This is a genomic window from [Actinomadura] parvosata subsp. kistnae (assembly GCF_900323885.1).
Classification (GTDB): domain Bacteria; phylum Actinomycetota; class Actinomycetes; order Streptosporangiales; family Streptosporangiaceae; genus Nonomuraea; species Nonomuraea composti.
Genome location: NZ_OOHJ01000018.1, coordinates 927,464 through 951,956, shown reverse-complemented (window position 1 = coordinate 951,956; position 24,493 = coordinate 927,464). Strand labels below are relative to the sequence as shown.

General features: G+C 71.6%; 21 protein-coding genes. 11 read left to right on the top strand and 10 right to left on the bottom strand.

Going from position 1 to position 24,493, the window contains the following annotated elements:
• Positions 1 to 7 precede the first annotated feature (7 nt).
• From KIS93_RS24445 to KIS93_RS24425, 5 genes are all read right to left on the bottom strand, one after another.
• Positions 8 to 772 (bottom strand): hypothetical protein, encoded by a 765-nt coding sequence (locus KIS93_RS24445; RefSeq protein WP_155129166.1) that lies wholly within the window; start codon positions 770 to 772, stop codon positions 8 to 10.
• On the bottom strand, positions 769 to 1,668 hold the full coding sequence (locus KIS93_RS24440; protein ID WP_155129169.1) for an ABC transporter ATP-binding protein: 900 nt from the start codon (positions 1,666 to 1,668) through the stop codon (positions 769 to 771). The genes KIS93_RS24445 and KIS93_RS24440 overlap by 4 nt, the downstream gene beginning before the upstream one ends.
• A gap of 120 nt (positions 1,669 to 1,788) precedes the next feature.
• Positions 1,789 to 2,286, bottom strand: coding sequence for an HIT family protein (locus tag KIS93_RS24435; protein ID WP_080045473.1), 498 nt, complete (start codon positions 2,284 to 2,286; stop codon positions 1,789 to 1,791).
• 12 nt (positions 2,287 to 2,298) lie between these two features.
• Positions 2,299 to 3,486, bottom strand: a complete 1,188-nt coding sequence (locus KIS93_RS24430; protein ID WP_080045474.1) for an MFS transporter — start codon at positions 3,484 to 3,486, stop codon at positions 2,299 to 2,301.
• A 408-nt stretch (positions 3,487 to 3,894) separates the two neighbouring features.
• A complete protein-coding gene (locus KIS93_RS24425; RefSeq protein ID WP_080045475.1) occupies positions 3,895 to 4,410 on the bottom strand; it encodes a TetR/AcrR family transcriptional regulator in 516 nt (171 codons plus the stop codon).
• A gap of 53 nt (positions 4,411 to 4,463) precedes the next feature.
• On the opposite strand from KIS93_RS24425, the gene KIS93_RS24420 reads away from it, so the two are divergent.
• Entirely contained in the window at positions 4,464 to 5,627 is a 1,164-nt protein-coding gene (locus KIS93_RS24420; protein WP_268966918.1) for a cysteine desulfurase family protein, read from the top strand.
• A gap of 43 nt (positions 5,628 to 5,670) precedes the next feature.
• On the opposite strand, the gene KIS93_RS24415 is transcribed toward KIS93_RS24420, so the two are convergent.
• Positions 5,671 to 6,723, bottom strand: coding sequence for a DUF695 domain-containing protein (locus tag KIS93_RS24415; RefSeq protein WP_080045477.1), 1,053 nt, complete (start codon positions 6,721 to 6,723; stop codon positions 5,671 to 5,673).
• Positions 6,724 to 6,789: 66 nt separating this feature from the next.
• Between KIS93_RS24415 and mnmA the strand changes: the two genes are divergently transcribed.
• Positions 6,790 to 7,848, top strand: a complete 1,059-nt coding sequence (gene mnmA, locus KIS93_RS24410; RefSeq protein ID WP_080045478.1) for a tRNA 2-thiouridine(34) synthase MnmA — start codon at positions 6,790 to 6,792, stop codon at positions 7,846 to 7,848.
• Here the strand turns inward: mnmA and KIS93_RS24405 are convergent.
• Complete coding sequence (locus tag KIS93_RS24405) at positions 7,841 to 8,473, bottom strand: MBL fold metallo-hydrolase (protein ID WP_080045479.1); 633 nt, start codon at positions 8,471 to 8,473, stop codon at positions 7,841 to 7,843. The genes mnmA and KIS93_RS24405 overlap by 8 nt on opposite strands.
• A gap of 24 nt (positions 8,474 to 8,497) precedes the next feature.
• Between KIS93_RS24405 and KIS93_RS24400 the strand changes: the two genes are divergently transcribed.
• The 7 genes from KIS93_RS24400 (at position 8,498) to gatB (ending at position 18,960) form a co-directional block, all read left to right on the top strand.
• The gene (locus KIS93_RS24400; RefSeq protein WP_080045480.1) at positions 8,498 to 9,478 is read left to right on the top strand and encodes a methionine synthase; all 981 of its coding nucleotides are present in this window, start codon (positions 8,498 to 8,500) and stop codon (positions 9,476 to 9,478) included.
• Positions 9,479 to 9,572: 94 nt separating this feature from the next.
• Positions 9,573 to 11,750 (top strand): NAD-dependent DNA ligase LigA, encoded by a 2,178-nt coding sequence (gene ligA, locus KIS93_RS24395; RefSeq protein WP_080045481.1) that lies wholly within the window; start codon positions 9,573 to 9,575, stop codon positions 11,748 to 11,750.
• A gap of 197 nt (positions 11,751 to 11,947) precedes the next feature.
• Positions 11,948 to 14,002, top strand: coding sequence for a putative bifunctional diguanylate cyclase/phosphodiesterase (locus KIS93_RS24390; protein WP_080045482.1), 2,055 nt, complete (start codon positions 11,948 to 11,950; stop codon positions 14,000 to 14,002).
• A gap of 82 nt (positions 14,003 to 14,084) precedes the next feature.
• A complete protein-coding gene (locus KIS93_RS24385) occupies positions 14,085 to 15,524 on the top strand; it encodes an AAA family ATPase (RefSeq protein ID WP_080045483.1) in 1,440 nt (479 codons plus the stop codon).
• A gap of 99 nt (positions 15,525 to 15,623) precedes the next feature.
• A complete protein-coding gene (gene gatC / locus KIS93_RS24380; RefSeq protein WP_080045484.1) occupies positions 15,624 to 15,923 on the top strand; it encodes an Asp-tRNA(Asn)/Glu-tRNA(Gln) amidotransferase subunit GatC in 300 nt (99 codons plus the stop codon).
• Positions 15,920 to 17,410, top strand: coding sequence for an Asp-tRNA(Asn)/Glu-tRNA(Gln) amidotransferase subunit GatA (gatA, locus tag KIS93_RS24375; protein ID WP_080045485.1), 1,491 nt, complete (start codon positions 15,920 to 15,922; stop codon positions 17,408 to 17,410). Before gatC ends, gatA begins: the two co-directional genes overlap by 4 nt.
• 44 nt (positions 17,411 to 17,454) lie before the next feature.
• Positions 17,455 to 18,960, top strand: a complete 1,506-nt coding sequence (gene gatB, locus KIS93_RS24370; protein ID WP_080045486.1) for an Asp-tRNA(Asn)/Glu-tRNA(Gln) amidotransferase subunit GatB — start codon at positions 17,455 to 17,457, stop codon at positions 18,958 to 18,960.
• Between the two features lie 192 nt (positions 18,961 to 19,152).
• Here gatB and KIS93_RS24365 read toward each other — a convergent pair whose 3' ends face one another.
• The 3 genes from KIS93_RS24365 to KIS93_RS24355 are packed head-to-tail and all read right to left on the bottom strand — an operon-like array spanning position 19,153 to position 22,120.
• Positions 19,153 to 20,670: a tripartite tricarboxylate transporter permease gene (locus tag KIS93_RS24365; protein WP_080045487.1), complete on the bottom strand. Its 1,518-nt coding sequence runs from the start codon at positions 20,668 to 20,670 to the stop codon at positions 19,153 to 19,155.
• Positions 20,667 to 21,149 carry a tripartite tricarboxylate transporter TctB family protein gene (locus KIS93_RS24360; protein WP_080045488.1) on the bottom strand — a complete coding sequence of 161 codons (483 nt, stop codon included), beginning with the start codon at positions 21,147 to 21,149 and terminating at the stop codon, positions 20,667 to 20,669. Before KIS93_RS24360 ends, KIS93_RS24365 begins: the two co-directional genes overlap by 4 nt.
• Positions 21,149 to 22,120, bottom strand: a complete 972-nt coding sequence (locus KIS93_RS24355; protein WP_155129172.1) for a tripartite tricarboxylate transporter substrate binding protein — start codon at positions 22,118 to 22,120, stop codon at positions 21,149 to 21,151. Before KIS93_RS24355 ends, KIS93_RS24360 begins: the two co-directional genes overlap by 1 nt.
• A 144-nt stretch (positions 22,121 to 22,264) precedes the next feature.
• Between KIS93_RS24355 and KIS93_RS24350 the strand changes: the two genes are divergently transcribed.
• A complete protein-coding gene (locus KIS93_RS24350; RefSeq protein WP_230465819.1) occupies positions 22,265 to 23,833 on the top strand; it encodes an ATP-binding protein in 1,569 nt (522 codons plus the stop codon).
• Complete coding sequence (locus KIS93_RS24345; RefSeq protein ID WP_080045490.1) at positions 23,830 to 24,486, top strand: response regulator; 657 nt, start codon at positions 23,830 to 23,832, stop codon at positions 24,484 to 24,486. The genes KIS93_RS24350 and KIS93_RS24345 overlap by 4 nt, the downstream gene beginning before the upstream one ends.
• The last annotated feature ends 7 nt before the right edge of the window (positions 24,487 to 24,493 follow it).

Sequence of the window (24,493 nt, the reverse complement as noted above, 5' to 3'; positions counted from 1 at the left end):
AGCGTAATCAGGTGTCCTGGCGGTCGAACCGGACGAAAGCCCCGATCATCATGACCGCGACGAACCCCACGAACAGCCCGTACGCCACGACCGGCGGCAACGCGGAGGTCCCCGACAGGGCCTGGAAGGCGGTGGTGTTCGGCCAGAAGTTCTGGATGAAGTCCCGCACAGGGGCGGGCGAGGCGGAGGCCAGGACGGGCAGCAGGAGGAACGCGGTCCCGGCGTTCACCGCGGCGGCCGTGGTGCGCAGCAGGAACCCCAGCGCCAGCCCGAACAGCGCCAGCATGGTCAGCACGACCGGCCCGAGCAGCAGCATGCGCGACGCGGCCGGATCGCCCGGCATGAGGTACGGGGCCCCGCCCGCGGCCAGCGTCACCTGGCTGACCGCGTACATCACCCAGATGGCGGCCACGCTCACCGGCAGGGCGGTCAGCACCGTCATCCCCGCCTTGGCGGCCAGCAGTCGGCCGCGCCCGCCCACGGCGGCCAGGCTGGCCCGGATCGTGCCCGACCCGTACTCGGAGGAGGCGACGAGCACCCCCAGGGCCGCGATCAGGAGCTGGGCGATGAACACCCCGCGCATCCCCATGTCCAGCGGCTGGAAGCCGAGCCGCTCCTGAGCCGAGGTCGCGGCGTATTCAGTGGCGCTCACGTTGCCGAACATCCACCCGAACAGCCCCGACACGGCCACGGTCACCAGCGACAGCACCATGGTGGCCCTGATGCTGGAGAACTTCGTCCACTCCGCCCTGAGCACGCCCATCTCGATCATCGGGCCGCTCCGTACTCGACGGCGTCGCCGGTCAGCTCCATGAACGCCTCCTCCAGCGAGCCGCGCCGCGTGCTCAGCTCCTCCAGGGGCACGCTCTCCGCGCAGGCCAGCCGTCCCACGTCGGGCATGCTCAGCCCGGTGACCAGCAGCTCGCCGCCCTCACCCGCCCGCACGCGGGCGCCGGCGCGCTCCAGCCGCCGCCCGAACGCCGCCGCGCCGGGCGTCCTGACGATCACGGCCGCCCCCGTCTCGGTGAACGCGCCGAGCTCGCCCTCCGCGATCAGCCGCCCCTTGCCGATGACCACCAGCCGGTCGGCGGTCAGCGCCATCTCCGCCATCAGGTGGCTGGAGACCAGCACCGTGCGGCCCTCCGCCGCCAGCCCCCTGATCAGCGTACGGACCCACCGCACCCCCTCCGGGTCCAGCCCGTTGACCGGCTCGTCCAGCAGCAGCACCGGCGGATCGCCCAGCAGCGCGGCGGCCAGGCCCAGCCGCTGGCTCATCCCCAGCGAGAACCCGCCCGCCGGCCGGCCCGCCACGTCCGCCAGCCCGACCGTGTCCAGCACCTCGTGCACGCGGGAGGCGGGCAGGTCGTTCGTCTGCGCCAGGTAGAGCAGGTGCTTGTACGCGGTGCGGCGCGGGTGCACGGCCTGCGACTCCAGCATCGAGCCGATCACCCGCAGCGGGCGGGGCAGCTCGTGGTGGTGGCGGCCGTCGATCGTGGCCTGGCCGGCGGTGGGCCGGTCGAGGCCGAGGATCATGCGCATGGTCGTGCTCTTGCCCGCGCCGTTCGGGCCGAGGAAGCCGGTGACCAGGCCCGGCCGCACGGTGAAGGTGAGGTCGTCCACGACGAGCCGGTCGCCGTAACGTTTTGTCAGTCCGCTGAGCTGGATCATGACGTCCAGCGTGCGGCGGCTGGTTGGAAGCGTTCTGGGCGGTTCTGTGAGTTCTCTGTGAGCGCGGGCGCCCCCACCTGGGGCGGGCGGCGGGGCCCGCCCCGGATCCACAGGAACGTCTCAGGACAGCGCCGCCCTGAGACGGGCGGCCAGCTCCCCGGCCTGCTCCTCGTCCCAGGGCAGCACGCCGTTCTCCGCCATCAGCGCGTGGAACTGCTGCCGCTCGTACGGGACGCCGGGCGGCAGCGGGGCGACGTGCCAGTGCAGGTGCGCGTTGCCCTGCTGGCTGCCGAGCGAGAGCACGTACGTGCGTTCCGACGGCACCACCGCCTCCACGGCCAGCGCCACCCTCCTGACCACGCCCATGATCGCGTGGAACGCGTCCTCGTCGAGGTCCCGCACGACGTGCTCGACGTGCCGCTTGGGGCTGACCAGCACGTAGCCGGGGAGGGTGGGGTAGCGGGCCAGGAACGCCACGTGCTCCGCGTCCTCGTAGACGATGCGTTCGAGGGAGTAGGCGGGGTCGCCGGCCACGATCGCGCAGATGAAGCAGGGGCGCGACCTCACCCGCTCCACATAGGCGGCCACGTCGAACGGCACTTTCCCATCGGGATCCATGATCCGATGGTGTCAGGCCGCGGCCTCCACGGCCTCGCGGGCGGGCAGGGAGGTGAGCTCGGCCGGCTCGCGGCGGGGGAGCAGGCGGCCCGCCAGGGCGATCAGCACGCCGAGGACGACGCCGATGCCGAGCGCCGTGCGCAGTGAGGTCGCGTCCGACAGGAAGCCGATCACGACGGGCCCGAGCAGCAGCCCCGCGTAACCCATGGCGCCGGCCTGGGCGATCGCCGGGCCTGGCGCGTCCGTCGCGGTGCCCGCCAGCGACAGCGTGAGCGGCGAGATCGTCGCCACGCCGAGCCCGACGAAGAACATCGCCGAGACCGCCACCAGCGCCGCCGGCGCCAGCAGCACGACCGCGAAGAACCCGGCCGTGGCCACCCCGGACACGGTCAGCATCCCGCGCACCCCGAACCGGACGCGCAGCCGGTCACCCGTGAGCCGGGCGATCAGCATGCCCACCTCGAACACCGGGTAGCCGAGCGCCGCCACGGCCTCGGGCGCGCCGAGCTCGTCACGCATGTAGAGGCCGTTCCAGTCGGCCACCGTGCCCTCCACCATGAAGGCGAAGAACATGATGGTGCCGAGCAGGTAGACGATCGGCGGCATGCGCTTGCGCCCCTTCCGCGCGGTCTCGGCCGCCGGGCGCTCCTGGAGGTACGTGCGGCCGAGCAGCACCATGACGGGCAGCGAGACGAGCGCGACCAGCGCCACGTTCGCCGTGAAGGGCAGGCCGACGGCGATCGCCAGGCTGCCCAGCCCGCCCGCCGAGATGGCGCCGACGCACCAGCCGGCGTGCATGCCGTTCATCAGCGGGCGCCCGTACGCCTGCTCGACCGCGGAACCCTGGGCGTTCATGGCGACGTCCACGGTGCCGAAGGCCATGCCGAAGAGCGCCACGGCCACCATGAGCAGGGGAAGGTCGGGGGCGAGGGCCACGCCGAGGAGGCCGAGGGCCGTCAGGGGGCCGCCTGCCCGCAGGAGCGTCCGGCTGCCCAGGCGCGCCATGACGCGGCGCATGGACTGCATCGTCACCAGAGCGCCCAGGCCCCACACCAGCAGGATCGTCCCGACCATGGCCTCGGACAGGCCGAGTTTGTCGGTCAGGGCGGGGATGCGCACGGTCATCGTGCCCACCATCAGGCCGGCAAGGACAAAGGTGAGGACCGCCCCGTAACGGGCACTCCTCAGCTCGCGGGTCATAAGGCCACCTCACTGAGTTTCATGCTTTATGTGGATAAATCGGGCAAAGGGGGGTGGGTGGGGGTGCTGAGGGAACGGTGCTGAGGGCGGGGGTGCCAGGCCGAACGCACGCACGCGTGCGCCGCCTGTCGCGCATCCCGGCCACGTCGCACATCCCGGCCACGTCGCACATCCCGGCCACGTCGCACATCCCGGCCGTCCGCCGGAAAGCCCTACCGTCCGCCGGGAAGCGCTACCGTCCGTCGGGGATCCCGGCCCGGAGGCGTGCCTGCCCATCGGTGGGGCGCGACCGGTTCAGGGGCCGGTGCGCGATCGGTTCAGGCCGATCGGCTGCCGGTCGAGTGGTCCAGGGCGTCGTCGGTGCCGTACCGAAAGAGCAGGGCACGCGGCACGGACGAGGCCGGCCGGTCAGGCGGGCGAGGGTTTGATGAGCGCCTTGAGGCGCCGCTCCAGGGCCTGGAGGTCGGCCTCCGTGTTCAGCTCCGGGTCGTGGCTGGCGACGTCCCAGAGCCCCTCACAAGCGAGCCGTACGATCTGCGACGCCACCGGGTCGGGCTCTTCGCTCAGCCCCTCGCGATGCCATCGGGTCATGGCCTCGCGCAGCGGCGCGAGCAGGAAGAGGTTGCCCGACGCCCCCGTGACGACCGCCCATCGTCGCAGCCGCCCGGAGCGGACGGCCGCCAGGGTGGCGGCCAGGTAGCGCTCGGTATAGGTGTCGCCGGGCTGAGCGGCCAGCAGTGCGTCGAAGTCTTCGATCAACCGCTCCACCATGCCCTTGATGAGGGCTTCCTTGGAGCCGTAGTGGTAGAGCAGGCCGCCCTTGCTCACGCCCGCCCGGTCGGCCACGGCCGCCAGGGTGAGCGCGGCCGAGCCCTGGTCGCAGAGCAGATCCTCCGCCGCGTCCAACAGCTCGTCCCTTCGCATGCCTCTACTGTACCGTCCGGACGGTACAGTTGCAAGCGAGATACCCTGAGCACGTGACCAGACCGTCTGCCTACCTTGATCATGCGGCGACCACCCCCATGCTCCCCGAAGCGATCGAGGCCATGACGGCTCAACTCAAACGCGTCGGAAATGCTTCCTCCCTGCACGCGGCCGGTCGTCAGGTCCGCAGGGTGGTCGAGGAGTCCCGCGAGACGATCGCCGCCGCGCTCGGCGCCCGGCCCAGCGAGGTCGTGTTCACCTCCGGCGGCACCGAGGCCGACAACCTCGCGATCAAGGGCCTCTACTGGGCGCGCCGTCCCCGCAAGCGCGTGCTGATCAGCTCGGTCGAGCACCACGCCGCGCTCGACCCCGCCCACTGGCTGGCCGAGAGCCAGGGCGCCGAGGTGGAGCTGCTGGAGGTCGACGAGCACGGCCGCGTCCACCCCGAGACGCTGCGCGCCGCCATCGAGCGCGACCCCGACGACGTCGCCATGATCAGCGTCATGTGGGCCAACAACGAGGTCGGCACCGTCCAGCCGGTCCACGTGCTGGCCGCCATCGCGCACGACCACGGCATCCCGTTCCACACCGACGCGGTGCAGGCGGTGGGGCAGCTGCCCGTGTCGTTCTCGGGCTCGGGTGCCGACGCGCTCACGCTCACCGGTCACAAGATCGGCGGGCCGATGGGCGCCGGGGCGCTGCTGCTGGCCAGGGGGCTGACGCCGGTCTCCGTCCAGCACGGCGGCGGGCAGGAGCGCGACGTGCGCTCCGGCACGCTCGACGCGCCCGCCATCGCGGGCCTGGCCGCCGCCGTCAGCACCGCCGTGCGCGAGCAGGAGGCGCTGGAGCGGCGGCTGGTGGCGCTGCGCGACGAGCTCATCCGGCGCGTCCGCGACGCGGTGCCCGACGTGGTGCTCAACGGCGACCCCGTCGACCGGCTGCCCGGCAACGCGCACTTCTCCTTCCCCGGCTGCGAGGGCGACGCGCTGCTGATGCTGCTCGACGCCAAGGGCGTGGAGTGCTCCACCGGGTCGGCCTGCTCGGCGGGGGTGGCGCAGCCGTCCCACGTGCTGCTCGCGATGGGCGCCGACGCGGCGGCGGCGCGCGGCTCGCTCCGCTTCACGCTCGGGCACACCTCCACGCGCGAGGACGTCGACCGGCTCATCGAGGTACTGCCGGCCGCCGTCGAGCGCGCCCGCCGCGCCGGCCTCGGCTAGCCGCACCCAGGTCAGGGCCGCGCCGGCCTCGGCCAAGCCGCACTCAGGTCAGGAACGGCGCCACCGCGGTCCAGGCCGGGTCGGCGGAGACGTCCACCCGGGGCTCGCCCTCCTCCCACCCCACGATCAGCTCCTTGGCGTGGATCGCCGCCTCGCTCGTGGGGTCGGCGTAGACATGGATGATCCGGTGCCCCTCCGCGCTGAGGTGGGCGGCCAGCACGGCGTCGTCGCGCAGCTTGAGCAGGCGGGCGGCCAGGCGCTCCTCGAAGTCGCGCAGCGCGGCCAGGGAGTCGCCGACCGGCAGGCCGCTCTCGTCGCGGTGCGCGTAGGGGAGCGTGATCGCGATGTGCTGGTCGAAGAGCGGGTGGTCGACCGGGCGCAGCGGGTGGCGGGCGGTGGCGACCAGCGGCGCGCCCGTGCCGGTCTGGCCCTCCATGAGCACCCACTCCTCCTCGGAGTAACTGGAGGCCACGTCGGCTACCACGGCGGGCAGGTGCACGGCCGCGACGGCGTCGATCGGCTCGAACGTGACGGCGGTGATCTCGCCCACCCAGCGGGCGACGTCGTCCTCGCCGAGCAGCCAGTCGAGAGCCAGCAGCGTGGTCTCCATGCGGGTGTCGTCGTCGAGCTCGCCGAAGATCGGATGGTAGGCGGCCACGTCGACGCGCGGCTGGTTGCGCGGCACGCGCAGGCCCAGCGTGAGCTTGTCGAGAGCGAACGCGTAGCCGCCGACGTCGAGCGTGACCTCCAGGGCCATCGGGTTGGCCTGCCGCGACGGGTGGAACTCCCACAGCAGGTCGGGCGTCGGCGCCGCCTTCGCCCAGCGGTGCGCGAGCGAGCGCAGCTCGGCGTCGCCCGCCGCGGTCACGACCAGCGCGTGCGCGGCCTCCTTGCCGGGGGCGACCTCGTAGACCAGCCCGGGGTGGATCGCGGCGACCGCCGGGGTGAGCAGCTTCTCCACCTCCTCGGCGTCGCCCGCGCCCAGCAGGGCGTCGAGCCGGGGCCTGGCCTCCTGCCACCACGTCCAGAATCCGGCGATGGCCTCGGCCGGCCCGCCGGCCTCCTCGTCGGCGTCCTTGCGCCCGAACAGTCGCATGCTCGCATACTCCCAGACCGGGGGCGAGGTCGTGCACTCCCCGCCGGACAGTACGCTGGAACGGTCATGGGACTGCGTGTGCTTGCCGCCATGTCGGGCGGCGTCGACTCCGCCGTGGCCGCCGCTCGGATCGCCGAGGCCGGTCACGACGTCACTGGTGTCCATCTCGCGCTCTCCGCCAACCCCCAATCGCACCGCACGGGGGCCAGGGGCTGCTGCACGATCGAAGACTCGCGCGACGCGCGGCGCGCCGCCGACGTCATCGGCATCCCCTTCTACATCTGGGACATGGCCGAGCGCTTCCAGCGCGACGTCGTCGAGGACTTCGTGGCCGAGTACGCCGCGGGCCGCACCCCCAATCCCTGCCTGCGCTGCAACGAGAAGATCAAGTTCGCGGCGGTGCTCGACCGGGCTTTGGCGCTGGGCTTCGACGCCGTCGCCACCGGCCACCACGCCAAGCTGGTCGACGGGGTGCTGTCGCGCAGCGTCGACCAGGCCAAAGACCAGTCCTACGTGCTGGGCGTGCTCACCCGCGAGCAGCTGGGGCACGCGATGTTCCCGCTGGGCGAGTCCACCAAGGCCGAGGTGCGCGAGGAGGCCGCCCGGCGCGGCCTGACCGTGGCCGACAAGCCCGACAGCCACGACATCTGCTTCATCGCCGACGGCGACACGCGCGGCTTCCTGGCCAAGCGGCTCGGCTCGGCCGAGGGGCCGATCGTCGACCAGAGCGGCGAGGTCGTGGGCAGCCACCAGGGGGCTCACGGGTTCACGGTGGGGCAGCGCAAGGGGCTGCGCATCGACCGGCCGGCGCCCGACGGCAGGCCGCGTTACGTGCTGTCCATCGAGCCGGTGTCCAACACGGTGACGGTGGGGCCGCGCTCGGCGCTGGAGGTCACCACGATCACGTGCGGCGCCCCCGTCTGGAACGGGCCGTCGCGCCGCGACGACCTGACCGTGCAGCTCAGGGCGCACGGCGAGGTCTACCCGTGCCGGTTCGAGGAGCGCGCGGGCGGGCTGACGATCGAGCTCGACCGGCCCGCCACGGGCGTCGCGGCGGGCCAGGCGGCCGTGCTCTACTCCGGCGCCACCGTGATCGGCTCGGCGACCATCGTCTCGGCTAGCTGAGCGTGGTCGACTCGCCGACCTTGAGCCGGCGGATGTCGGTGCCCTGCTTGTCCGCCTCGATCTTCAGCCAGCCGTCCACCAGCCGGTAGCCGATCTCGCTGTAGAGGGCGTCGTGGGTGGAGTACGCCCGCGCGGGCCGGATCTCGCGCAGGTACTCCACCACCTCGCCCATCTTCAGCCACGGCGCGCCGGTCGGCACGAGCAGCGTGCCCACCTCCGCGGCCGGCACGGTGAACGCGTCACCCGGGTAGAACAGCTCGTCGTCCACCAGGAAGCCGACGTTCTGCACGACGGGCACGTCGGGGTGGTTCTTGGCGTGCCACTCGCCGAACACCTTCACCTGGAAACCGGCCGTCTCGAAGTCGTCACCGTGCCGCACGACCTGCACCTTGCCCGGCACCTCGCTCAGCCCCGCCGCGACGGCCTCGCACGTCCAGATCTCCAGGTCGGGTGAGGCGGCCTTCAGCTTCTCGACGTCCACGTGGTCGAAGTGCTCGTGGGTGATGAGCACCGTGTCGGCGCCGTCGAGCACCGGGTCTTGCGTGAACGAGCCCGGATCGATGACGAGGACCTTGCCGTCCTTCTCCACGCGCACACAGGCGTGGCCGAATTTCGTGAGCTTCATTCGGCAGAGCCTACGCTTGTGCCCATGTCTACGTGGGAAGCCACCGGGGTCGGTTCGCATCCGGGTGAGGATCATCTTGAGGCGATCAGGGTCGTGTTCGGCGAGGTGCCCGGGCTGCCGTACCTGCCCGAACTGCCCGCCAGAGGCGTCGGCGCGGACATGGTCGGGCGGACGGCGGCCCTGCTCATCGACCTGCCCGTGGAGGTGCAGCCGTCCGGGTGGCGGCTGAGCGACCGGCCGGGCCGCGACCACCAGCGGGCCGTCGACCATCTGCGGCGCGACCTCGACGGGCTGGAGGAGGTCGCCCACGACTACGAGGGGCCGCTGAAGCTGCAGGTCTGCGGGCCGTGGACGCTGGCCGGGTCCATCGAGCTGAAGTTCGGGGACAAGATGCTCTCCGACGCGGGCGCCGTCCGCGACCTGACCGCCTCGCTGGCCCAGGGCGTCGCCGACCACTGCGCCGAGGTGCGCCGGCGCCTGCCCGGCGTCACCGAGATCGTGCTGCAGCTCGACGAGCCGGGGCTGCCCGGGGTGCTGGCGGGCACCGTGCCCACCGCGTCCGGGTTCGGGCGGCTCGCGGCCGTCGAGGAGTGGCGGGTGGAGGAGTCGCTGCGCTCGTTCGAGCGGCCCGTGGTGCACTGCTGCGCGCCCGGCGTGCCGTACGCGCTGCTGCGCAGGGCCGGGGTGCGGGCCGTGTCGGTGGACGCGGCGCTGCTGCGGCGCCGCGACGACGACGCGCTCGGCGAGCTGTTCGAGGCCGGGACCACGCTGTTCATGGGGGTCGTGCCCGGCACCGACACCCGCCTGCCCGACCCGGGCGTGGTGGCCAAGCCGGCGCTGGAGCTGTGGCGGCGGCTGGGCTTCGCGCCCGACCGTCTCTCCGAGCAGGTCGTGCTGACGCCGGCGTGCGGCCTCGCGGGCGCCTCCCCGAGGTACGCGCGGGCGGCGCTGGCGGCCGTGCGGAAGGCGGCGCAGGTGCTGAGGGACGATCCCCGGGAGGGATGAGCCGTGGCTCCGCCGGTGCTTGTTCTGTCGGGGCTCGTTCTGTCAGTGCTCGACGATAGCGTTTGCACAGGTCATCGTACGGAAGGAGGCTCACGTGGATGAGGTCGAGGGTGTGCCGGTGAGCGCGCTCAAGCGGCACGCGGAGCTCAGCGAGCTGGTCGAGGACGCCCGCTGGCGTTACTACGTGCTCGACCAGCCGACGGTGAGCGACGCCCAGTTCGACGAGTGGTTCAGGGAGCTGCTCGCGCTGGAGGAGGCGCACCCGACGCTGCAGACGCCCGACTCGCCCACGCAGAAGGTGGGCGCCGCGCCGTCGGGCGACTTCGCCAAGGTGCAGCACCTCAACCGGATGGAGAGCCTCGACAACGCCTTCAGCGCCGACGACATGGCGGCCTGGCTGGCGCGGGCCGAGCGGCTGGCCGAGGGTGACCCCGGCCCCTACCTGTGCGAGCTGAAGATCGACGGGCTGGCCATCGCGCTGGTCTACCGTGACGGCAAGCTGGAGCGCGGCGCGACCCGCGGCGACGGGCGCACGGGCGACGACGTGACGGCCAACGTCCGCACGATCCAGGGCATCCCGCACCGCCTCAAGGGCGACGACGTCCCGAGCCTGGTCGAGATCCGCGGCGAGGTCTACATCCCGGTCGAAGGCTTCAAGCAGCTCAACGAGCAGCTCGTGGAGCAGGGCAAGCCCCCGTTCGCCAACCCGCGCAACTCCGCGGCCGGCACGCTGCGGCAGAAGGACCCGCGCATCACCGCGCAGCGCCCGCTGCGGATGCTGGTGCACGGCATCGGCGTCTGGGAGGGCGCGGCGGAGCCGCGCGCGCAGTCGCACGTCTACGACCGGCTGCGCGAGTTCGGCCTGCCGGTCAGCGACCTGTACAAGGTGGTCGACGGGCTCGACGGCATCAACGAGTTCATCGAGTACTACCGCGTGCACCGGCACGACCCCGCCTACGAGATCGACGGCGTGGTCGTGAAGGTCGACGACTTCCGCACGCAGCGGGAGCTGGGCTCCACGTCGCGGGCGCCGCGCTGGGCCATCGCCTACAAGTACCCGCCGGAAGAGGTCAACACCAAGCTGCTCGACATCCAGGTGGGGGTGGGCCGCACCGGGCGGGTCACGCCGTTCGGGGTGATGGAGCCGGTCGTGGTGTCGGGCTCGACGGTCGAGCGGGCCACGCTGCACAACGCCGCGATCGTGGTGAAGAAGGGCGTGCTGATCGGCGACACCGTCGTGCTGCGCAAGGCGGGCGACGTCATCCCCGAGATCGTCGGCCCCGTGGCGGCGCTGCGCGACGGGTCCGAGCGGGAGTTCGTCATGCCCACGCACTGCCCCGAGTGCGGCACGGAGCTGGCGTACGAGAAGGAGGGCGACGCCGACCTGCGCTGCCCCAACGCGCGCGGCTGCCCGGCCCAGATCCGCGAGCGCATCTTCTTCGCCGCCGGGCGGCGCGCGCTCGACATCGACGGGCTCGGCTACGTCGCCGCCACCGCGCTCACCCAGCCGCTGCCGCCGCAGGAGCCGGTGGTGCGCACCGAGGCCGACCTGTTCGACCTGACGCTGGAGCGGCTGCTGCCGATCAGGTCGGTGGTCCGCGACCAGGACACCGGCCTGCCCAAGATCGACCCGAAGACGGGCGAGGAGAAGGTCGTCACGTTCTTCTCCAACATCAACGGCGAGCCCAGCCAGAACGCGTTGCGCCTGATGGAGGAGCTGGAGCGGGCCAAGGAATCCTCGCTCGCGCAGGTGCTGGTCGCCCTGTCGATCCGGCACATCGGCCCGCCCACGGCGCGGGCGCTGGCCGACGCCATGCGCTCGATCGACGCCATCATGAACGCCTCCGAGGAGGAGCTGGCCGCGGTCGAGGGCATCGGGCCCAGGGTGGCGGCCACGATCAAGGAGTGGTTCGAGGTCGACTGGCACCGCGAGATCATCGAGCGGTGGCGGGCGGCGGGCGTGCGCATGGAGGACGAACCCGCGCCCGAGAAGGGCCCGCAGACGTTGCAGGGCCTGACGTTCGTGGTGACGGGCACCCTGGAGGGCTACACGCGTGACACCGCCGCCGAGGCGCTCACCAGCCGGGGCGGGAAGGTGTCGGGGTCGGTGTCGAAGAAGACGTCGTTCCTGATCGCGGGGGAGAACGCCGGGTCGAAGTACGACAAGGCGGTCACCCTGGGCGTGCCGATCCTCGACGGGGCCGGGTTCGAGGTGCTGCTGAACGACGGGCCGGAGGCGGCGGCCGGGGTGGCGGTCACGCCCGAGGGCTGACGTCTGGAGCCGGGAGGGGTTCGTCCGCGGAGGGTGTGCGGGCGGGCCCCTTCGGCGTTGTGTGCTCGGTTTGCTACTGAGGGTGCTTTTTGGGTATATGTCTGGAGACTAGAACTACGGACCGTACGCGCTTGGTTTCGCGAAGTGGGGTGAAGGTCGTACCCTCCCATAGTGACCTAATGGGGGTTCTGTTACCGATGACTGACCCAACCGACACCCGCGACACCGGACCACGCGTCGGCACGCCCTTGTGGGGATACCTCGCGGGCATCACTGTGATCGGCTTCACCGCCCTGGTGGTGGCCATGCTCAGGCTCGACGCGACCGGGGTGGCGGGGCTCGCCCGCACGCCGCTGTTCTGGGTGCTCGCGGTCCTGGTGGTCCTGGGGGAGCTGCGGCCCGTCATGGTCTCGTCCGCGACGGCCGTGGGCGGCACCTATCCCTCCACCATGTTCACCTTCGCCGTGCTGCTCCACCTCGGGCTGCCCGTGGCCGTGCTCATGCAGGCCGTCGCCGTGATCATCAACGGGGTGGTCACGCGCAAGTCCTGGCACCGGGTCATGTTCAACATCGCCCAGTCCACGCTCGCGCTCACCGCCGCGGCCGTCGTGCTCGGCACGTTCGGCATCGTGCCCAGCCCCGCCGCGCCCTGGGTGCCCGCCGGGAACGACCTGCTGGCCATCGCGCTGGCCGGCATCGCGTACTTCGTCACCAGGGCCACCCTCGTCAGCGGCGCCGTCGCGCTGCACGAGCGGCGCTCGATCGTGCGCGTGCTGAAGGTCACCGTCGGCCCGCAGGGCCTCGTCTACACCGGCCTGCTCGGCCTGGCGCCCCTGGTCGTGGTCGTCATGAGCCACTCGCCCGGCCTCGTGCCCCTGTTCGTCGCCCCGCTGGCCGCCGTCTACTTCACCGCCACGCTGTCCATGCGCCGCGACCACCAGGCCCTGCACGACGAGCTGACCGGCCTGCCCAACCGCAAGATGCTCATCGTCAGCACCGAGGAGGCGCTGGCCGAGGCGCGCCAGGACGAGCGGGTCGGGCTGTTCCTGCTCGACCTCGACCGGTTCAAGGAGGTCAACGACACGCTGGGGCACCCCGTCGGCGACCGGCTGCTGCAGCTCATCGCGCATCGGCTCACTCACTCCGTACGCCCCGGCGACGTCGTGGCCAGGCTCGGCGGCGACGAGTTCGCCGTGCTGCTGCCCTCGATCAGGGACGCCCACGCCGCCAGGGAGGTCGCGGCCCGGCTGCGGGCGGCGCTCACCGAGCCCGTACGCCTCGAAGGCATGACCTTCGACCTCGACGGCTCCGTCGGCATCGCCCTCTACCCCGACCACGCACCCGACTTCGAGCTGCTGCTCCAGCGCGCCGACGTGGCCATGTACCTGGCCAAGGAGGGCCGCACCGGCGTCGAGCTCTACCAGGCCGACAAAGACCGCAACTCGCCCGAACGCCTCACCCTGCTCGGCGACCTGCGCCGCGCCATCGACAACCGCGAGCTGCGCCTGCACTACCAGCCCAAGGTCGGGCTGGCCGGCGGCGACGTCCAAGGCGTCGAGGCGCTGCTGCGCTGGCGGCACCCCGTGCACGGCATGATCGCGCCGTCGGAGTTCGTGCCGCTGGCCGAGCAGTCGTACCTGATGCGGCAGCTCACCGCGTACGTGATCGAGGAGGCCCTCGAACAGGCCGCCGCCTGGTGGCGCACCGGGCTGCGGGTGCAGATCTCCGTCAACATCTCCGCCCGCGACCTGCTCGCCTCCGCCCTGCCTGAGCAGCTCGAAGTCGGCCTGGCCCGGTACGGCCTGCCGCCCGCCGCGATCCAGCTCGAGGTCACCGAACGCATCCTCACCGGCGACCAGGCCTACACCCAGGAGACCATCAAGGCCCTGGCCACGCTCGGCGTCCCCCTGGCCCTCGACGACTTCGGCACCGGCTACTCCTCCCTCATCCGCCTCCAGCGGCTCGCGGTGTCCGAGGTCAAGATCGACGCCTCCTTCGTCCGCCGCATCGCCGAGTCCGAGGACGACTACCGCATCGTCCGCTCCATCGTCGACCTCGTCCGCTCCCTCGGCCTGCGCTCGGTCGCCGAGGGCGTCGAATCGGACGACGTGGCGCTGCGGCTGGCGGAAATGGGGTGCGACGTGGGGCAGGGCTGGCTCTTCTGCCACCCGATGCCGGCACCGGACGCCGCGGCGTGGTTGCGGGAGAGGATGGGGGCCGAGGTCGAGTACGAGGTCAGCAGCTCAGCCTGACGCTCTGTAGCGTTCTTCATACGTAAGTACGTTTCTTAGAAGTAGACTTCTTAGGAACGTACTTACGTGATCAGGGGCGGCCGTGCTGTCAAAGCCTTCAGAGATCTTCGCCCGCGACGACGAATGGCAGTATCTGGCCAGATTCGCCGAGCGCACCGGCACCCGCCCCAAGCTGGGCATCGTCAGCGGGAGACGTCGTCAAGGCAAGACCTTCCTGCTGGTCTCGCTCGCTCAGCAGTCGGGTGCCTTCTACTTCGGTGCGACGCAGGCCGTGGAAAGGGATGCGCTGACCCTGTTCTCGGCGGCTCTCGCCGAGCACATCGGGGCCGCCGCGCCGTTCAGCTTCGAGAGCTGGGATTCGGCGATCAAGCAGCTTTTCGTCATCTTCGCCGAGCGGCGAGAACTGATCGTGATCGACGAGTTCCCCTACCTGAGCAACGTCTCACCGGATCTTCCCTCGATCATTCAGCGGGAGTTCGACCGCGCGGTGTCCAGCAACGCGCCTGTCTCCCTCCTGTTGTGCGGGTCGGCGATGTCCGTCATGGGCCGCCTCCTCGCGGGCAACGCTCCCTTGCGCGGACGGGCGGTGCTGGAGATGGTGCTGCGGCCCTTCGACTTCCGGCTCACCGCCGACTACTGGGGTGCGACCGACCGGCGGCTCGCGGCGATGACCCACGCGATCTTGGGCGGCACTCCCGCCTACCTGCCCTTCGTGGAGGGCGACGTGTGCGAGGGGCTCGACGATTTCGACGACTGGGTGCGGCGCACGGTGCTCAATCCCAACAAGACCCTCTTCAGGGAGGCGCGTTATCTCTTGGGGGAGGAGGTGGAGGCACGGGACAAGGCGATGTACCAGTCGGTCCTCGCGGCGGTGGCCACCGGCAACTGCACAAGGGGCGCGATCGCCTCTCAGGTCGGCCGCAAGGTCACGGACATCGGGCACTACCTCAACGTGCTGGAGGACTGTCACCTCCTGCGGAGGGAGCCCGACGTCTTCCGGCCCTCGCGCTCCGTCTTCCGCGTTTGCGAGCCATTGATCCACTTCTATGAGGTCATCATGCGGCCACGCTGGGGGCTGCTGGAGAGCGGTCTCGCGCGCAACGTGTGGGCCGATTCGCGAGCCAGGTTCAGCGATCAGGTTCTCGGCCCCCACTTCGAGGAGATGTGCCGCCAGTTCGTCATGCTCGAACCCGAGTTCTTCGATGACCTGCCCGGTGAGGTCGGCTCAGGGGTCGTCACCGACCCCGTACGTCGTGAGCAGATCCAGATCGACGTCGCCGTCTTCGCGCCCGCCATGCCCGGCGAGCGGCGCCGCGTCCTCTCGCTCGGCGAGGCCAAATGGGGCAGGACCATGGGATCCGGGCACGTCGCCCGGCTCAGGAGGGCCAGGGACCTGCTCGACGCCAAGGGGTACGACGTGAGCGACACCGTCCTGACGTGCTACAGCGGCACGGGATTCGACGCCTCACTGGCCCATGAAGGAGATGTGCGCACGGTGGGGCTCGGAGAGCTCTACGGGTGAGGACGTACCCGGCGGGATAATGCGTTCGGGGCTGCCAGGTCAAGCCCCCTAGGATGGCAGTGTCCAAAGACTCCATCCACGAAACGGGTTCAACGACTCATGTCCGCCATAACCCGCGACGAGGTCGCGCACCTGGCCCGGTTGTCCAGGCTGGCGCTCACCGACGACGAGCTCGATCACTACGCCACCCAGCTCGATGCCATCATCGAGTCGGTCGCGAAGGTGGCCGAGGTCGCCGCCGAGGACGTGCCGCCTTCGTCGCACGCGCTTCCGCTGACCAATGTCTTCCGTGCCGACGAGGTGCGACAGTCCCTGACGCCCGACCAGGCGCTCGGCGGCGCCCCCGCCGTCGAGGACGACCGCTTCCGGGTGCCGCGCATCCTCGGGGAGGAGGCATGAGCTTGATCCGCAAGACCGCCGCCGAGCTCGGCTCGATGATCGCGGCCGGCGAGGTGTCGGCCGTGGAGGTCGCCGAGGCGCACCTCGACCGCATGGCCGAGGTGGAGCCCAAGGTTCAGGCGTTCCTGCACGTCGATCGGGAGGTCACGCTCGAGCAGGCGCGCGCCGTCGACGCCCGGCTGCGGGCCGGCGAGAAGCTGGGGCCGCTGGCCGGCGTGCCGATCGCGCACAAGGACATCTTCACCACGCGCGACATGCCGACGACGGCCGCCTCCAAGATCCTTGAGGGCTGGCGTCCCCCGTACGACGCGACCGTCACCGCCCGCCTGCGCGAGGCCGGGCTGGTCATCCTCGGCAAGACGAACCTCGACGAGTTCGCCATGGGCTCCTCCACGGAGAACTCCGCCTACCACCCGACCCACAACCCGTGGGACCTGACGAAGGTGCCCGGCGGCTCCTCGGGCGGTTCGAGCGCGGCGGTGGCCGCGTACGAGGCGCCGCTGTCCACCGGCACCGACACCGGCGGCTCGATCCGGCAGCCCGCCGCCGTGACCGGCATCGTCGGCATGAAGCCCACCTACGGCGGTTCGTCCCGCTACGGCCTGATCGCCTTCGCCAGCTCCCTCGACACGCCGGGCCCGTTCGCCCGTAACGTGCTCGACGCGGCGCTGCTGCACGAGGCGTTCTCCGGCTACGACCCGATGGACTCCACCTCCATCGACGCGCCCGTCCCCTCCGTTGTCGAGGCCGCGAAGAACCCCGACGTGGCCGGCATGCGCATCGGCGTGGTCAAGGAGTTCGCCGGCGAGGGCTACCAGGCCGGCGTGCTGGCCCGCTACCACGAGGCCGTGCAGCTCCTAGAGTCGCTCGGGGCCAAGGTCGTCGAGGTCTCCTGCCCGTCGTTCACGACCGCGCTGCCCGCCTACTACCTGATCGCGCCCTCGGAGTGCTCGTCCAACCTGGCGCGCTTCGACGCGATGCGCTACGGCCTGCGCGTCGGCGACGACGGCACCCGCAGCGCCGAGGAGGTCATGGCGCTGACCAGGGCCGCCGGGTTCGGCCCCGAGGTCAAGCGCCGCATCATGCTCGGCACGTACGCGCTGTCGAGCGGCTACTACGACGCCTACTACGGCCAGGCCCAGAAGGTGCGCACGGTCATCGCGCGCGAGTTCGAGGCCGCCTACCAGCAGGTCGACGTGCTGGTGTCGCCGACCACGCCCACCACGGCGTTCCCGATCGGCGAGCGCGCCGACGACCCGATGGCGATGTACCTCGCCGACCTGTGCACGATCCCGTCCAACCTGGCGGGCAACGCGGCCATGTCGGTGCCGTGCGGCCTGGCCGACGAGGACGGCCTGCCGGTGGGCCTGCAGATCATGGCCCCGGTGCTGGCCGACGACCGCTGCTACCGGGTCGGGGCGGCCGTGGAGCAGGCCCTGGAGAGCCGCTGGGGCGGCAGCCTGCTGTCCAAGGCCCCTCAGCTCTAGGGCGATCCGCACATGCTGCAACGATCTGAACGAAGGACCTCACCATGACTGCCGGCACGATCATGCCGTACGACGAAGCGCTCGAGCGGTTCGAGCCGGTGCTCGGCCTCGAGACGCATGTCGAGCTGGGCACCAGGTCGAAGATGTTCTGCGGCTGCAAGACGACCTTCGGCGCTCCGCCCAACACGCAGGTCTGCCCGACCTGCCTGGCCTTCCCCGGCGCGTTGCCGGTGGCCAACGCCCAGGCGATCGAGTCGACGATCCGCATCGGCCTGGCGCTCAACTGCTCGATCGCCGAGTGGTGCCGCTTTGCCCGGAAGAACTACTTCTATCCGGACATGCCGAAGAACTACCAGATCTCGCAGTACGACGAGCCGCTCTGCTTCGACGGCTACGTGGACGTCGAGGTCGACGGCAAGACCGTGCGGATCGAGATCGAGCGGGTGCACCTGGAGGAGGACACCGGCAAGTCCACGCACGTGGGTGGCGCGACCGGGCGGATCCACGGGGCCGACTACTCGATCGTCGACTACAACCGCGCGGGCATCCCGCTGGTCGAGATCGTGACCAAGCCCATCCCGGGCGCCGACCGGCTGGCGCCGGAGGTGGCCAGGGCGTACGTCACCGAGCTGCGCGAGATCATGCGCTCGCTGGGCGTGTCCGACGTGCGCATGGAGGAGGGCTCGCTGCGGTGTGACGTGAACGTCTCGCTGATGCCGCGCGGCTCGTCCGAGTGGGGCACCCGTACGGAGACGAAGAACGTCAACTCGCTGCGCAGCGTCGAGCGGGCGGTGCGCAGCGAGATCGAGCGGCAGGCGGCGGTGCTGGCCGGCGGCGGGACGATCACGCAGGAGACCCGGCACTTCCACGAGGACACCGGCACCACCACGTCGGGGCGGTCCAAGGAGGAGGCGCAGGACTACCGGTACTTCCCCGAGCCCGACCTGGTGCCGATCGCGCCCGACCCGGCGTGGGTGGCGGAGCTGAAGGCGGCGCTGCCGGAGCTGCCGTCGGTCAAGCGCAAGCGGTTGCAGGCCGAGTGGGGGCTGTCCGACCTCGACATGCAGGCCATGCACAACGCCGACGCGATCGATCTGGTCGAGGCGACGGTCGCGGCGGGCGCGCCGGCGGCCGACGCGCGCAAGTGGTGGATGGGCGAGCTGGCGCGCAAGTCGAACGAGAGCGGCACGCCGCTGGCCGACCTGCCGATCACGCCGGAGCAGATCGCCCGGGTGACCGAGCTGGTGGCGTCGGGCGCGCTCAACGACAAGCTGGCGCGCGAGGTGCTCGAAGGCGTGCTGGCCGGCGAGGGCACCCCGGACGAGGTGGTCGAGCGGCGCGGGCTGAAGATCGTCAACGACGAGGGCGAGCTGTCGGCGATCATCGACCAGGTGCTGGCCGACAACGCCGACGCGGCCGAGAAGGTGCGCTCCGGGAAGATCGCCGCCGCCGGGGCGCTCGTCGGCGGGGTCATGCGGGCCAGCAAGGGCAAGGCGGACGCGGCCCGGGCCCGGCAGCTCATCCTGGAGAAGCTCGGCGTCAGCGAGTAAGCAAGCAAGCGGTCAGCGAGTAAGCAAGCAAGCGGTCAGCGAGTGAGCAAGCGAGCGGTCAGCGAGTAAGCAAGCGAGCGGGTGACCTTTCCAAAGCCCCGCCACGCACCCCCTGCGGCCCCGTCGATCCGGACAGATCGGCGGGGCCGTCAGCCAAGAACCACCCCGGGGGATTCCCCGCCGGGGCGCGCGTTACTCGTCGTTCGAGGGTGCGGGCGCCAGGCCGCGGCGGGCCAGGAGCTTCCTGAGCACGGGCGCGAGCAGCGCCAGCGCCGACAGCGCGAGCAGGACGGCCGCGATCGGGCTGCGCACCAGCACGCTCACGTCGCCCGCCCCGATGGCCAGGGCCCGGCGGAGCTGGATCTCGGCCATCGGGCCGAGGATCATCCCGATGACGGCGGGCGCGACGGGCAGGCCGAAGCGCCGCATGGCGTAGCCGAGCAGGCCGAGCACGTACAGGACGAACAGGTCCACCACGCTGCCGTTCAGCGCGTAGACGCCGAGGGCGGCGAACAGGACGATCCCGGCGTAGAGGTACGGCCGGGGGATGCGCAGGACGCGCGCCCAGAGCGGGGCCATCGGCAGGTTCAGCACCAGCAGCATCGTGTTGCCGATGAACAGCGACGCGATCATGCCCCAGACCAGTGCCGGGTTGTGGTCGAAGAGCTGCGGGCCGGGCTGCAGGCCGTACTGCTGGAAGGCGGCCAGCAGGATCGCGGCCGTGGCCGAGGTGGGCAGGCCGAGCGTGAGCAGCGGCACCAGCGTGCCGGCGGCGGAGGCGTTGTTGGCCGCCTCGGGGCCGGCGACGCCCTCGATGGCGCCCTTGCCGTACTCCTCGCGGGCCACGCCGCGGGCCAGGCGCTTCTCGGCCGCGTACGACAGGAACGTGGGGATCTCGGCCCCGCCGCCGGGCAGCGCCCCGAACGGGAAGCCCAGGGCGGTGCCGCGCAGCCAGGGCAGCCAGGAGCGGCGCCAGTCGGAGCGGCCCATCCAGGCCCGGCCGACCGGCACGACCTCGGGCGGCGCGTGGCGCAGCCGGGAGGCGACGTAGAGCGCCTCGCCGAGGGCGAAGAGGCCGACCGCGACGATCACCACGTCGATGCCGTCGAGGAGCTGCGGGATGCCCATCGTGAGCCGGGCCTGCCCGGTCTGCTGGTCGATGCCGATCAGCCCGATGACCAGGCCGAGGCCGAGCGAGGCCAGGCCGCGCACGATGGAGCGGGACAGCACCGACGACACGGCGGTGAAGGCGAGGATGGCCAGCGCGAAGTAGTCCTCGGGGCCGAACGCGATCGCGAAGCTGACCACCGCGGGCGCCGCCACGACGAGGAGCGCCGTGGCGATGGTGCCGGCCACGAACGAGCCGATGGCGGCCGTGGCCAGCGCCTGGGCGGCGCGCCCGCGCCGGGCCATCTTGTTGCCCTCCAGCGCGGTGATCATGGAGGAGGACTCGCCGGGCGTGTTGAGCAGGATGGAGGTGGTGGAGCCGCCGTACATGCCGCCGTAGTAGATGCCGGCGAACATGATGAACGCGCTGGCCGGCGGCACCGTGAACGTGATCGGCAGCAGCAGCGCCACGGTCATCGCGGGCCCGATGCCGGGCAGCACGCCGACGAGGGTGCCGAGGGTGACGCCGATGAGCGCGTACAGGAGGTTGACGGGGGTGAGCGCGGCGGCGAAGCCGTCGAGCAGGAGCTGCAGCGAGGTCATAGCGGCAGCACCCCGCCGGGCAGGCTCACGCCGAGGCCCTTGACGAACAGCAGGTACGTAACCAGGCCCAGCACCACCGCGACCACGGCGGCCCGCAGCCGGTGCTCGGCGCCCAGCACGATCGACAGGGCGAAGAACAGCAGGCTCGCGCCGATGATCCAGCCGAGCAGGTCGAGGAGCGCGGCGAAGGCCAGGAAGATGCCGCTGACCAGGCCGACGCTGCGCCAGTCGGCGGGGGCTTCGGCGTCGACGTCCTCGCTCTCCTCGGGGTCGCCGTGGCCGCCGCGCAGCACGTCGGCCACGTAGAACAGGCCGACGACCACCATCGCGCCGCCCACCAGCATGGGGAAGAAGCGCGGCCCGATGCCGAGCTGGGAGGCCGCCGCGGACACGTCGAGCGTGCCGACCACGACGAGCACGCCCAGCACCAGCACGACGACCGCCAGCCCGAGCTCGGGCCGCCACCAACGGCCGATCATCAGGAGACGAGCCCCATCTCGGCGATGATGCCCTTGACCCGGGTCTGCTCGGCGCCGAGGAAGTCGGCGAACTGCTGCCCGGTCTGGAAGGAGTCGATCCAGCCGTTCTTGGTCACGGCGTCCTTCCACGGCTGGGAGTCGTGCATCTTGGTGACCGCGTCCGTCAGCGCCTTCTTGTCGGCCTCCGAGAGGCCGGCGGGGGCGACGAAGCCGCGCCAGTTGGCCAGCTCGACGTCCAGGCCGCCCTCCTTGAGGGTGGGGGCGTCGAGGCCGGGCACCCGCTCGGCGGAGGTGACGCCCAGGGCGCGCAGCTTGCCCGACTTCACGTGCTCCGCGAACTCGGCCACGCCCGAGATGCCCACGCTGACCTTGTTGCCGAGCAGCTCGTTCAGCGCCTCGCCGCCGCCCGAGTGGGCGATGTAGTTGACCCGCTTGGGGTCGACGCCGGCGGCCTTGGCCATCAGCCCGGCCACGATGTGGTCGGTGCCGCCCGCCGAGCCGCCCGAGATCGACACCTTCGCCGGGTCGGCCTTCCAGGCCGCCACCAGGTCGGCCAGCGACTTGTACGGGGACTGCGCCGGCACCACGACCAGCTCGTACTCCTCGGTCAGCTTGGCGATGGGCGTGGTCTCGGCGAGCGTGACCTTCGACTTGTTCTGCTCGATGGCGCCCACCATGACCAGGCCCATCGTCATCAGCAGGTTGCCGTTGCCCTTCTCGCCGGCCAGCTGCGCCAGCCCGATCGTGCCGCCGGCGCCCGGCACGTTGAACACCTCGACCTTGCGCTTCGGGTCGGCCGCCTTGAACGCCTGCTCCGCCGTGCGGGAGGTCTGGTCCCAGCCGCCGCCGGGCGCGGCCGGCGCCATGATCCGCAAGGGGCCGGCGGCGGACGTGCCGCCGCCCGACTGGCCGCACGCCGTGAGCGCGCCGAGGGAGAGTGCCGCGAGGGCGGCGAGTACGCGCAAGCGCATGATCACTCCAGGGGGGATTTCACCGTTATGGAACTGGCATGGTGAGGTTCCTTCCCTCGCGCGTCGAGCCTTTGCACGCTTGGCGTCATAGTGGTCGTATTGGTCGCGACCCGGACGTGACCTGCGGCTGTTTCCATGGGCCTGATGAGACGGGTTCGTGACGCCTCCCTCGGGACCCAGCTGTTCGTGCTGCAGATGGTGATCGTGCTGCTCGCCGTCGGAGGCACCGGCGGCGTGTGGGCCGAGCACACGCGCGACCAGCTCGACGCGCTGCACCAGCAGCGCGCGCTGGCGATCGCCCAGTCGGTGGCCGGGCTGCCCGAGGTCAGGAAGGCGTTCGGGCTGGAACGCCCCGAGAGCGTGCTGCAACCGCTGGCGATGAGCGTCCAGCACGAGACCGGCGCCGACTACGTCGTGATCGCCAACACCGAGCAGAAACGCTACGCCCACCCCAACACCTCCCTCATCGGCAAACGGTTGTCCACCGACGGCAGCACGGTCCTGCGGACGGGCCGCAGCTGGGTCGGCACCGAGACCGGCACCATCGGCACCACGGTCAGGGGCAAGGCGCCGATCCGCGACGAGTACGGCACCGTCATCGGCCTCGTCTCCGTCGGCGTGCTGGAGACCACGGTCACCAGCCAGGTCTTCCAGGCGCTGCCGCCGCTCCTGTGGACCGCGCTGGCCGTGCTGCTGGCCGGGCTCGCCCTGGCCGCGCTGATCACCGCGCGGGTGCGCAGGCAGACGTTCGGGCTGGAGCCGCGCGAGATCGCCGCGCTGCTGGAGCAGCGCGAGGGCGTGCTGCACGGCGTCAAGGAGGGCGTGCTCGCGCTCGACCTGGAGGGAAGAGTGACCCTGGTCAACGACGCCGCCCGCGAGCTGCTCGGGGACGTCGGCGCGGACCTGACGCGGATGCCGGTCTCCGAGCGCATGCGGGACGTGCTCGGCGGCGCCGACCCCGGCGAGGACCGCATCGTCCTGCACGGCGACCGGGTGCTCGTGCTCAACCGCACCCCGGTGTGGGTACGCGGGCGGCACCGCGGCTGGGTGGTCACCCTGCGCGACCGTACCGAGCTGATCCGGCTGGCCCGCGAGCTCGACGACGCCAGCAGCGCCACCGAGGCGCTGCGGGCGCAGGCGCACGAGTTCGCCAACCGGATGCACACCGTGGTCGGGCTGCTGGAGCTGGGCGAGCACGAGGCCGCCATCGGCTTCATCACCCGCACCACGCACGGCGCGTACGCCACCGACCTGCGCGAGCGCATCCAGGACCCGACGCTCGCCGCGCTGCTGCTGGCCAAGTCCGCCGAGGCGGCCGAGCGCGGGGCCGAGCTGGTGCTCGCCGAGGACTCCTCCGTGCCGGAGGGCCTGATCGGCGACCCGCGCGACGCCGTGCTCGTGGTCGGCAATCTCGTCGCCAACGCCATCGACGCCCTCGACGGCGCGCAGGGCACGATCGAGGTCTCGGTGCAGGCCGACGCCGGCGGGCTGCGCGTCCGGGTCGGCGACTCCGGCCCCGGCATCGCGCCCGACCTGGTGGAGGAGGTCTTCAGGGAGGGGTTCACGACGAAGGCCGCCAAGGCGGGGCCGCGCGGGCTGGGGCTGGCGCTGACCCGGCAGGTGTGCCTGCGCAGAGGCGGTTGGGTACGGGTGCGGAACGCGGGCGGGGCGGTCTTCACCGCGTTGCTCCCGGCGGTGAAGGCAGGCTCATGATTCGCGTACTGGTCGTCGACGACGACTTCATGGTCGCCCGCATCCACAGCGGTTACGTCGGCCGGGTGCCGGGCTTCAGCGTGGTCTCCGTCGCGCACAGTGGCGCCGAGGCGCTGGCGGCGGCGGCCGAGCTGCGGCCCGACCTCGTGCTGCTCGACATCTACCTGCCCGACATGTCGGGCCTGGACGTGCTCAAGGCGCTGCACGACGTGGACGTCCTCATGATCAGCGCCGCCCGCGACGTGCCCACCGTCAGGGAGGCCATGCGCGGCGGCGCCTTCAACTACCTCATCAAGCCGTTCACCGCCGCCGCCCTGACCGAGCGGCTCCAGCAGTACGCCGACACCCGCAACCGCCTGACCGCCATCGGCCCCGAAGCCCGCCAGGACGACGTGGACCGGCTCTTCGGCACCCTCAAGACCGCCGTGCCCATGCCGAAAGGGTTGTCCGCGGCCACGTGCGCGCTGGTCGCCGATACCCTCCGAGAAGCGGGCCGCGACCTGTCGGCCGCCGAGGCCGCCGAGCTCACCGGCCTGTCACGGGTCAGCGCCCGCCGCTATCTGGAACACCTGTGCGCGGCGGGACAAGCCGAGCTCCGGCCGCGATACGGCACGGCCGGCCGGCCCGAACATCGCTACCGGTGGCTAGGTTGACACATTT

What these genes read in the sequence shown, in the direction of transcription:
- mnmA (WP_080045478.1), top strand. Translation starts at nt 6,790, where the DNA reads ATGGGACTGCGTGTGCTTGCCGCCATGTCGGGCGGCGTCGACTCCGCC.
- KIS93_RS24390 (WP_080045482.1), top strand. Translation starts at nt 11,948, where the DNA reads ATGACTGACCCAACCGACACCCGCGACACCGGACCACGCGTCGGCACG.
- KIS93_RS24365 (WP_080045487.1), bottom strand. Translation starts at nt 20,670, where the DNA reads ATGACCTCGCTGCAGCTCCTGCTCGACGGCTTCGCCGCCGCGCTCACC.
- KIS93_RS24440 (WP_155129169.1), bottom strand. Translation starts at nt 1,668, where the DNA reads ATGATCCAGCTCAGCGGACTGACAAAACGTTACGGCGACCGGCTCGTC.
- KIS93_RS24425 (WP_080045475.1), bottom strand. Translation starts at nt 4,410, where the DNA reads ATGCGAAGGGACGAGCTGTTGGACGCGGCGGAGGATCTGCTCTGCGAC.
- KIS93_RS24405 (WP_080045479.1), bottom strand. Translation starts at nt 8,473, where the DNA reads ATGAAGCTCACGAAATTCGGCCACGCCTGTGTGCGCGTGGAGAAGGAC.
- KIS93_RS24360 (WP_080045488.1), bottom strand. Translation starts at nt 21,149, where the DNA reads ATGATCGGCCGTTGGTGGCGGCCCGAGCTCGGGCTGGCGGTCGTCGTG.
- KIS93_RS24430 (WP_080045474.1), bottom strand. Translation starts at nt 3,486, where the DNA reads ATGACCCGCGAGCTGAGGAGTGCCCGTTACGGGGCGGTCCTCACCTTT.
- KIS93_RS24350 (WP_230465819.1), top strand. Translation starts at nt 22,265, where the DNA reads ATGAGACGGGTTCGTGACGCCTCCCTCGGGACCCAGCTGTTCGTGCTG.
- gatB (WP_080045486.1), top strand. Translation starts at nt 17,455, where the DNA reads ATGACTGCCGGCACGATCATGCCGTACGACGAAGCGCTCGAGCGGTTC.
- gatA (WP_080045485.1), top strand. Translation starts at nt 15,920, where the DNA reads ATGAGCTTGATCCGCAAGACCGCCGCCGAGCTCGGCTCGATGATCGCG.
- KIS93_RS24445 (WP_155129166.1), bottom strand. Translation starts at nt 772, where the DNA reads ATGATCGAGATGGGCGTGCTCAGGGCGGAGTGGACGAAGTTCTCCAGC.
- KIS93_RS24345 (WP_080045490.1), top strand. Translation starts at nt 23,830, where the DNA reads ATGATTCGCGTACTGGTCGTCGACGACGACTTCATGGTCGCCCGCATC.
- KIS93_RS24435 (WP_080045473.1), bottom strand. Translation starts at nt 2,286, where the DNA reads ATGGATCCCGATGGGAAAGTGCCGTTCGACGTGGCCGCCTATGTGGAG.
- KIS93_RS24355 (WP_155129172.1), bottom strand. Translation starts at nt 22,120, where the DNA reads ATGCGCTTGCGCGTACTCGCCGCCCTCGCGGCACTCTCCCTCGGCGCG.
- KIS93_RS24415 (WP_080045477.1), bottom strand. Translation starts at nt 6,723, where the DNA reads ATGCGACTGTTCGGGCGCAAGGACGCCGACGAGGAGGCCGGCGGGCCG.
- gatC (WP_080045484.1), top strand. Translation starts at nt 15,624, where the DNA reads ATGTCCGCCATAACCCGCGACGAGGTCGCGCACCTGGCCCGGTTGTCC.
- KIS93_RS24400 (WP_080045480.1), top strand. Translation starts at nt 8,498, where the DNA reads ATGTCTACGTGGGAAGCCACCGGGGTCGGTTCGCATCCGGGTGAGGAT.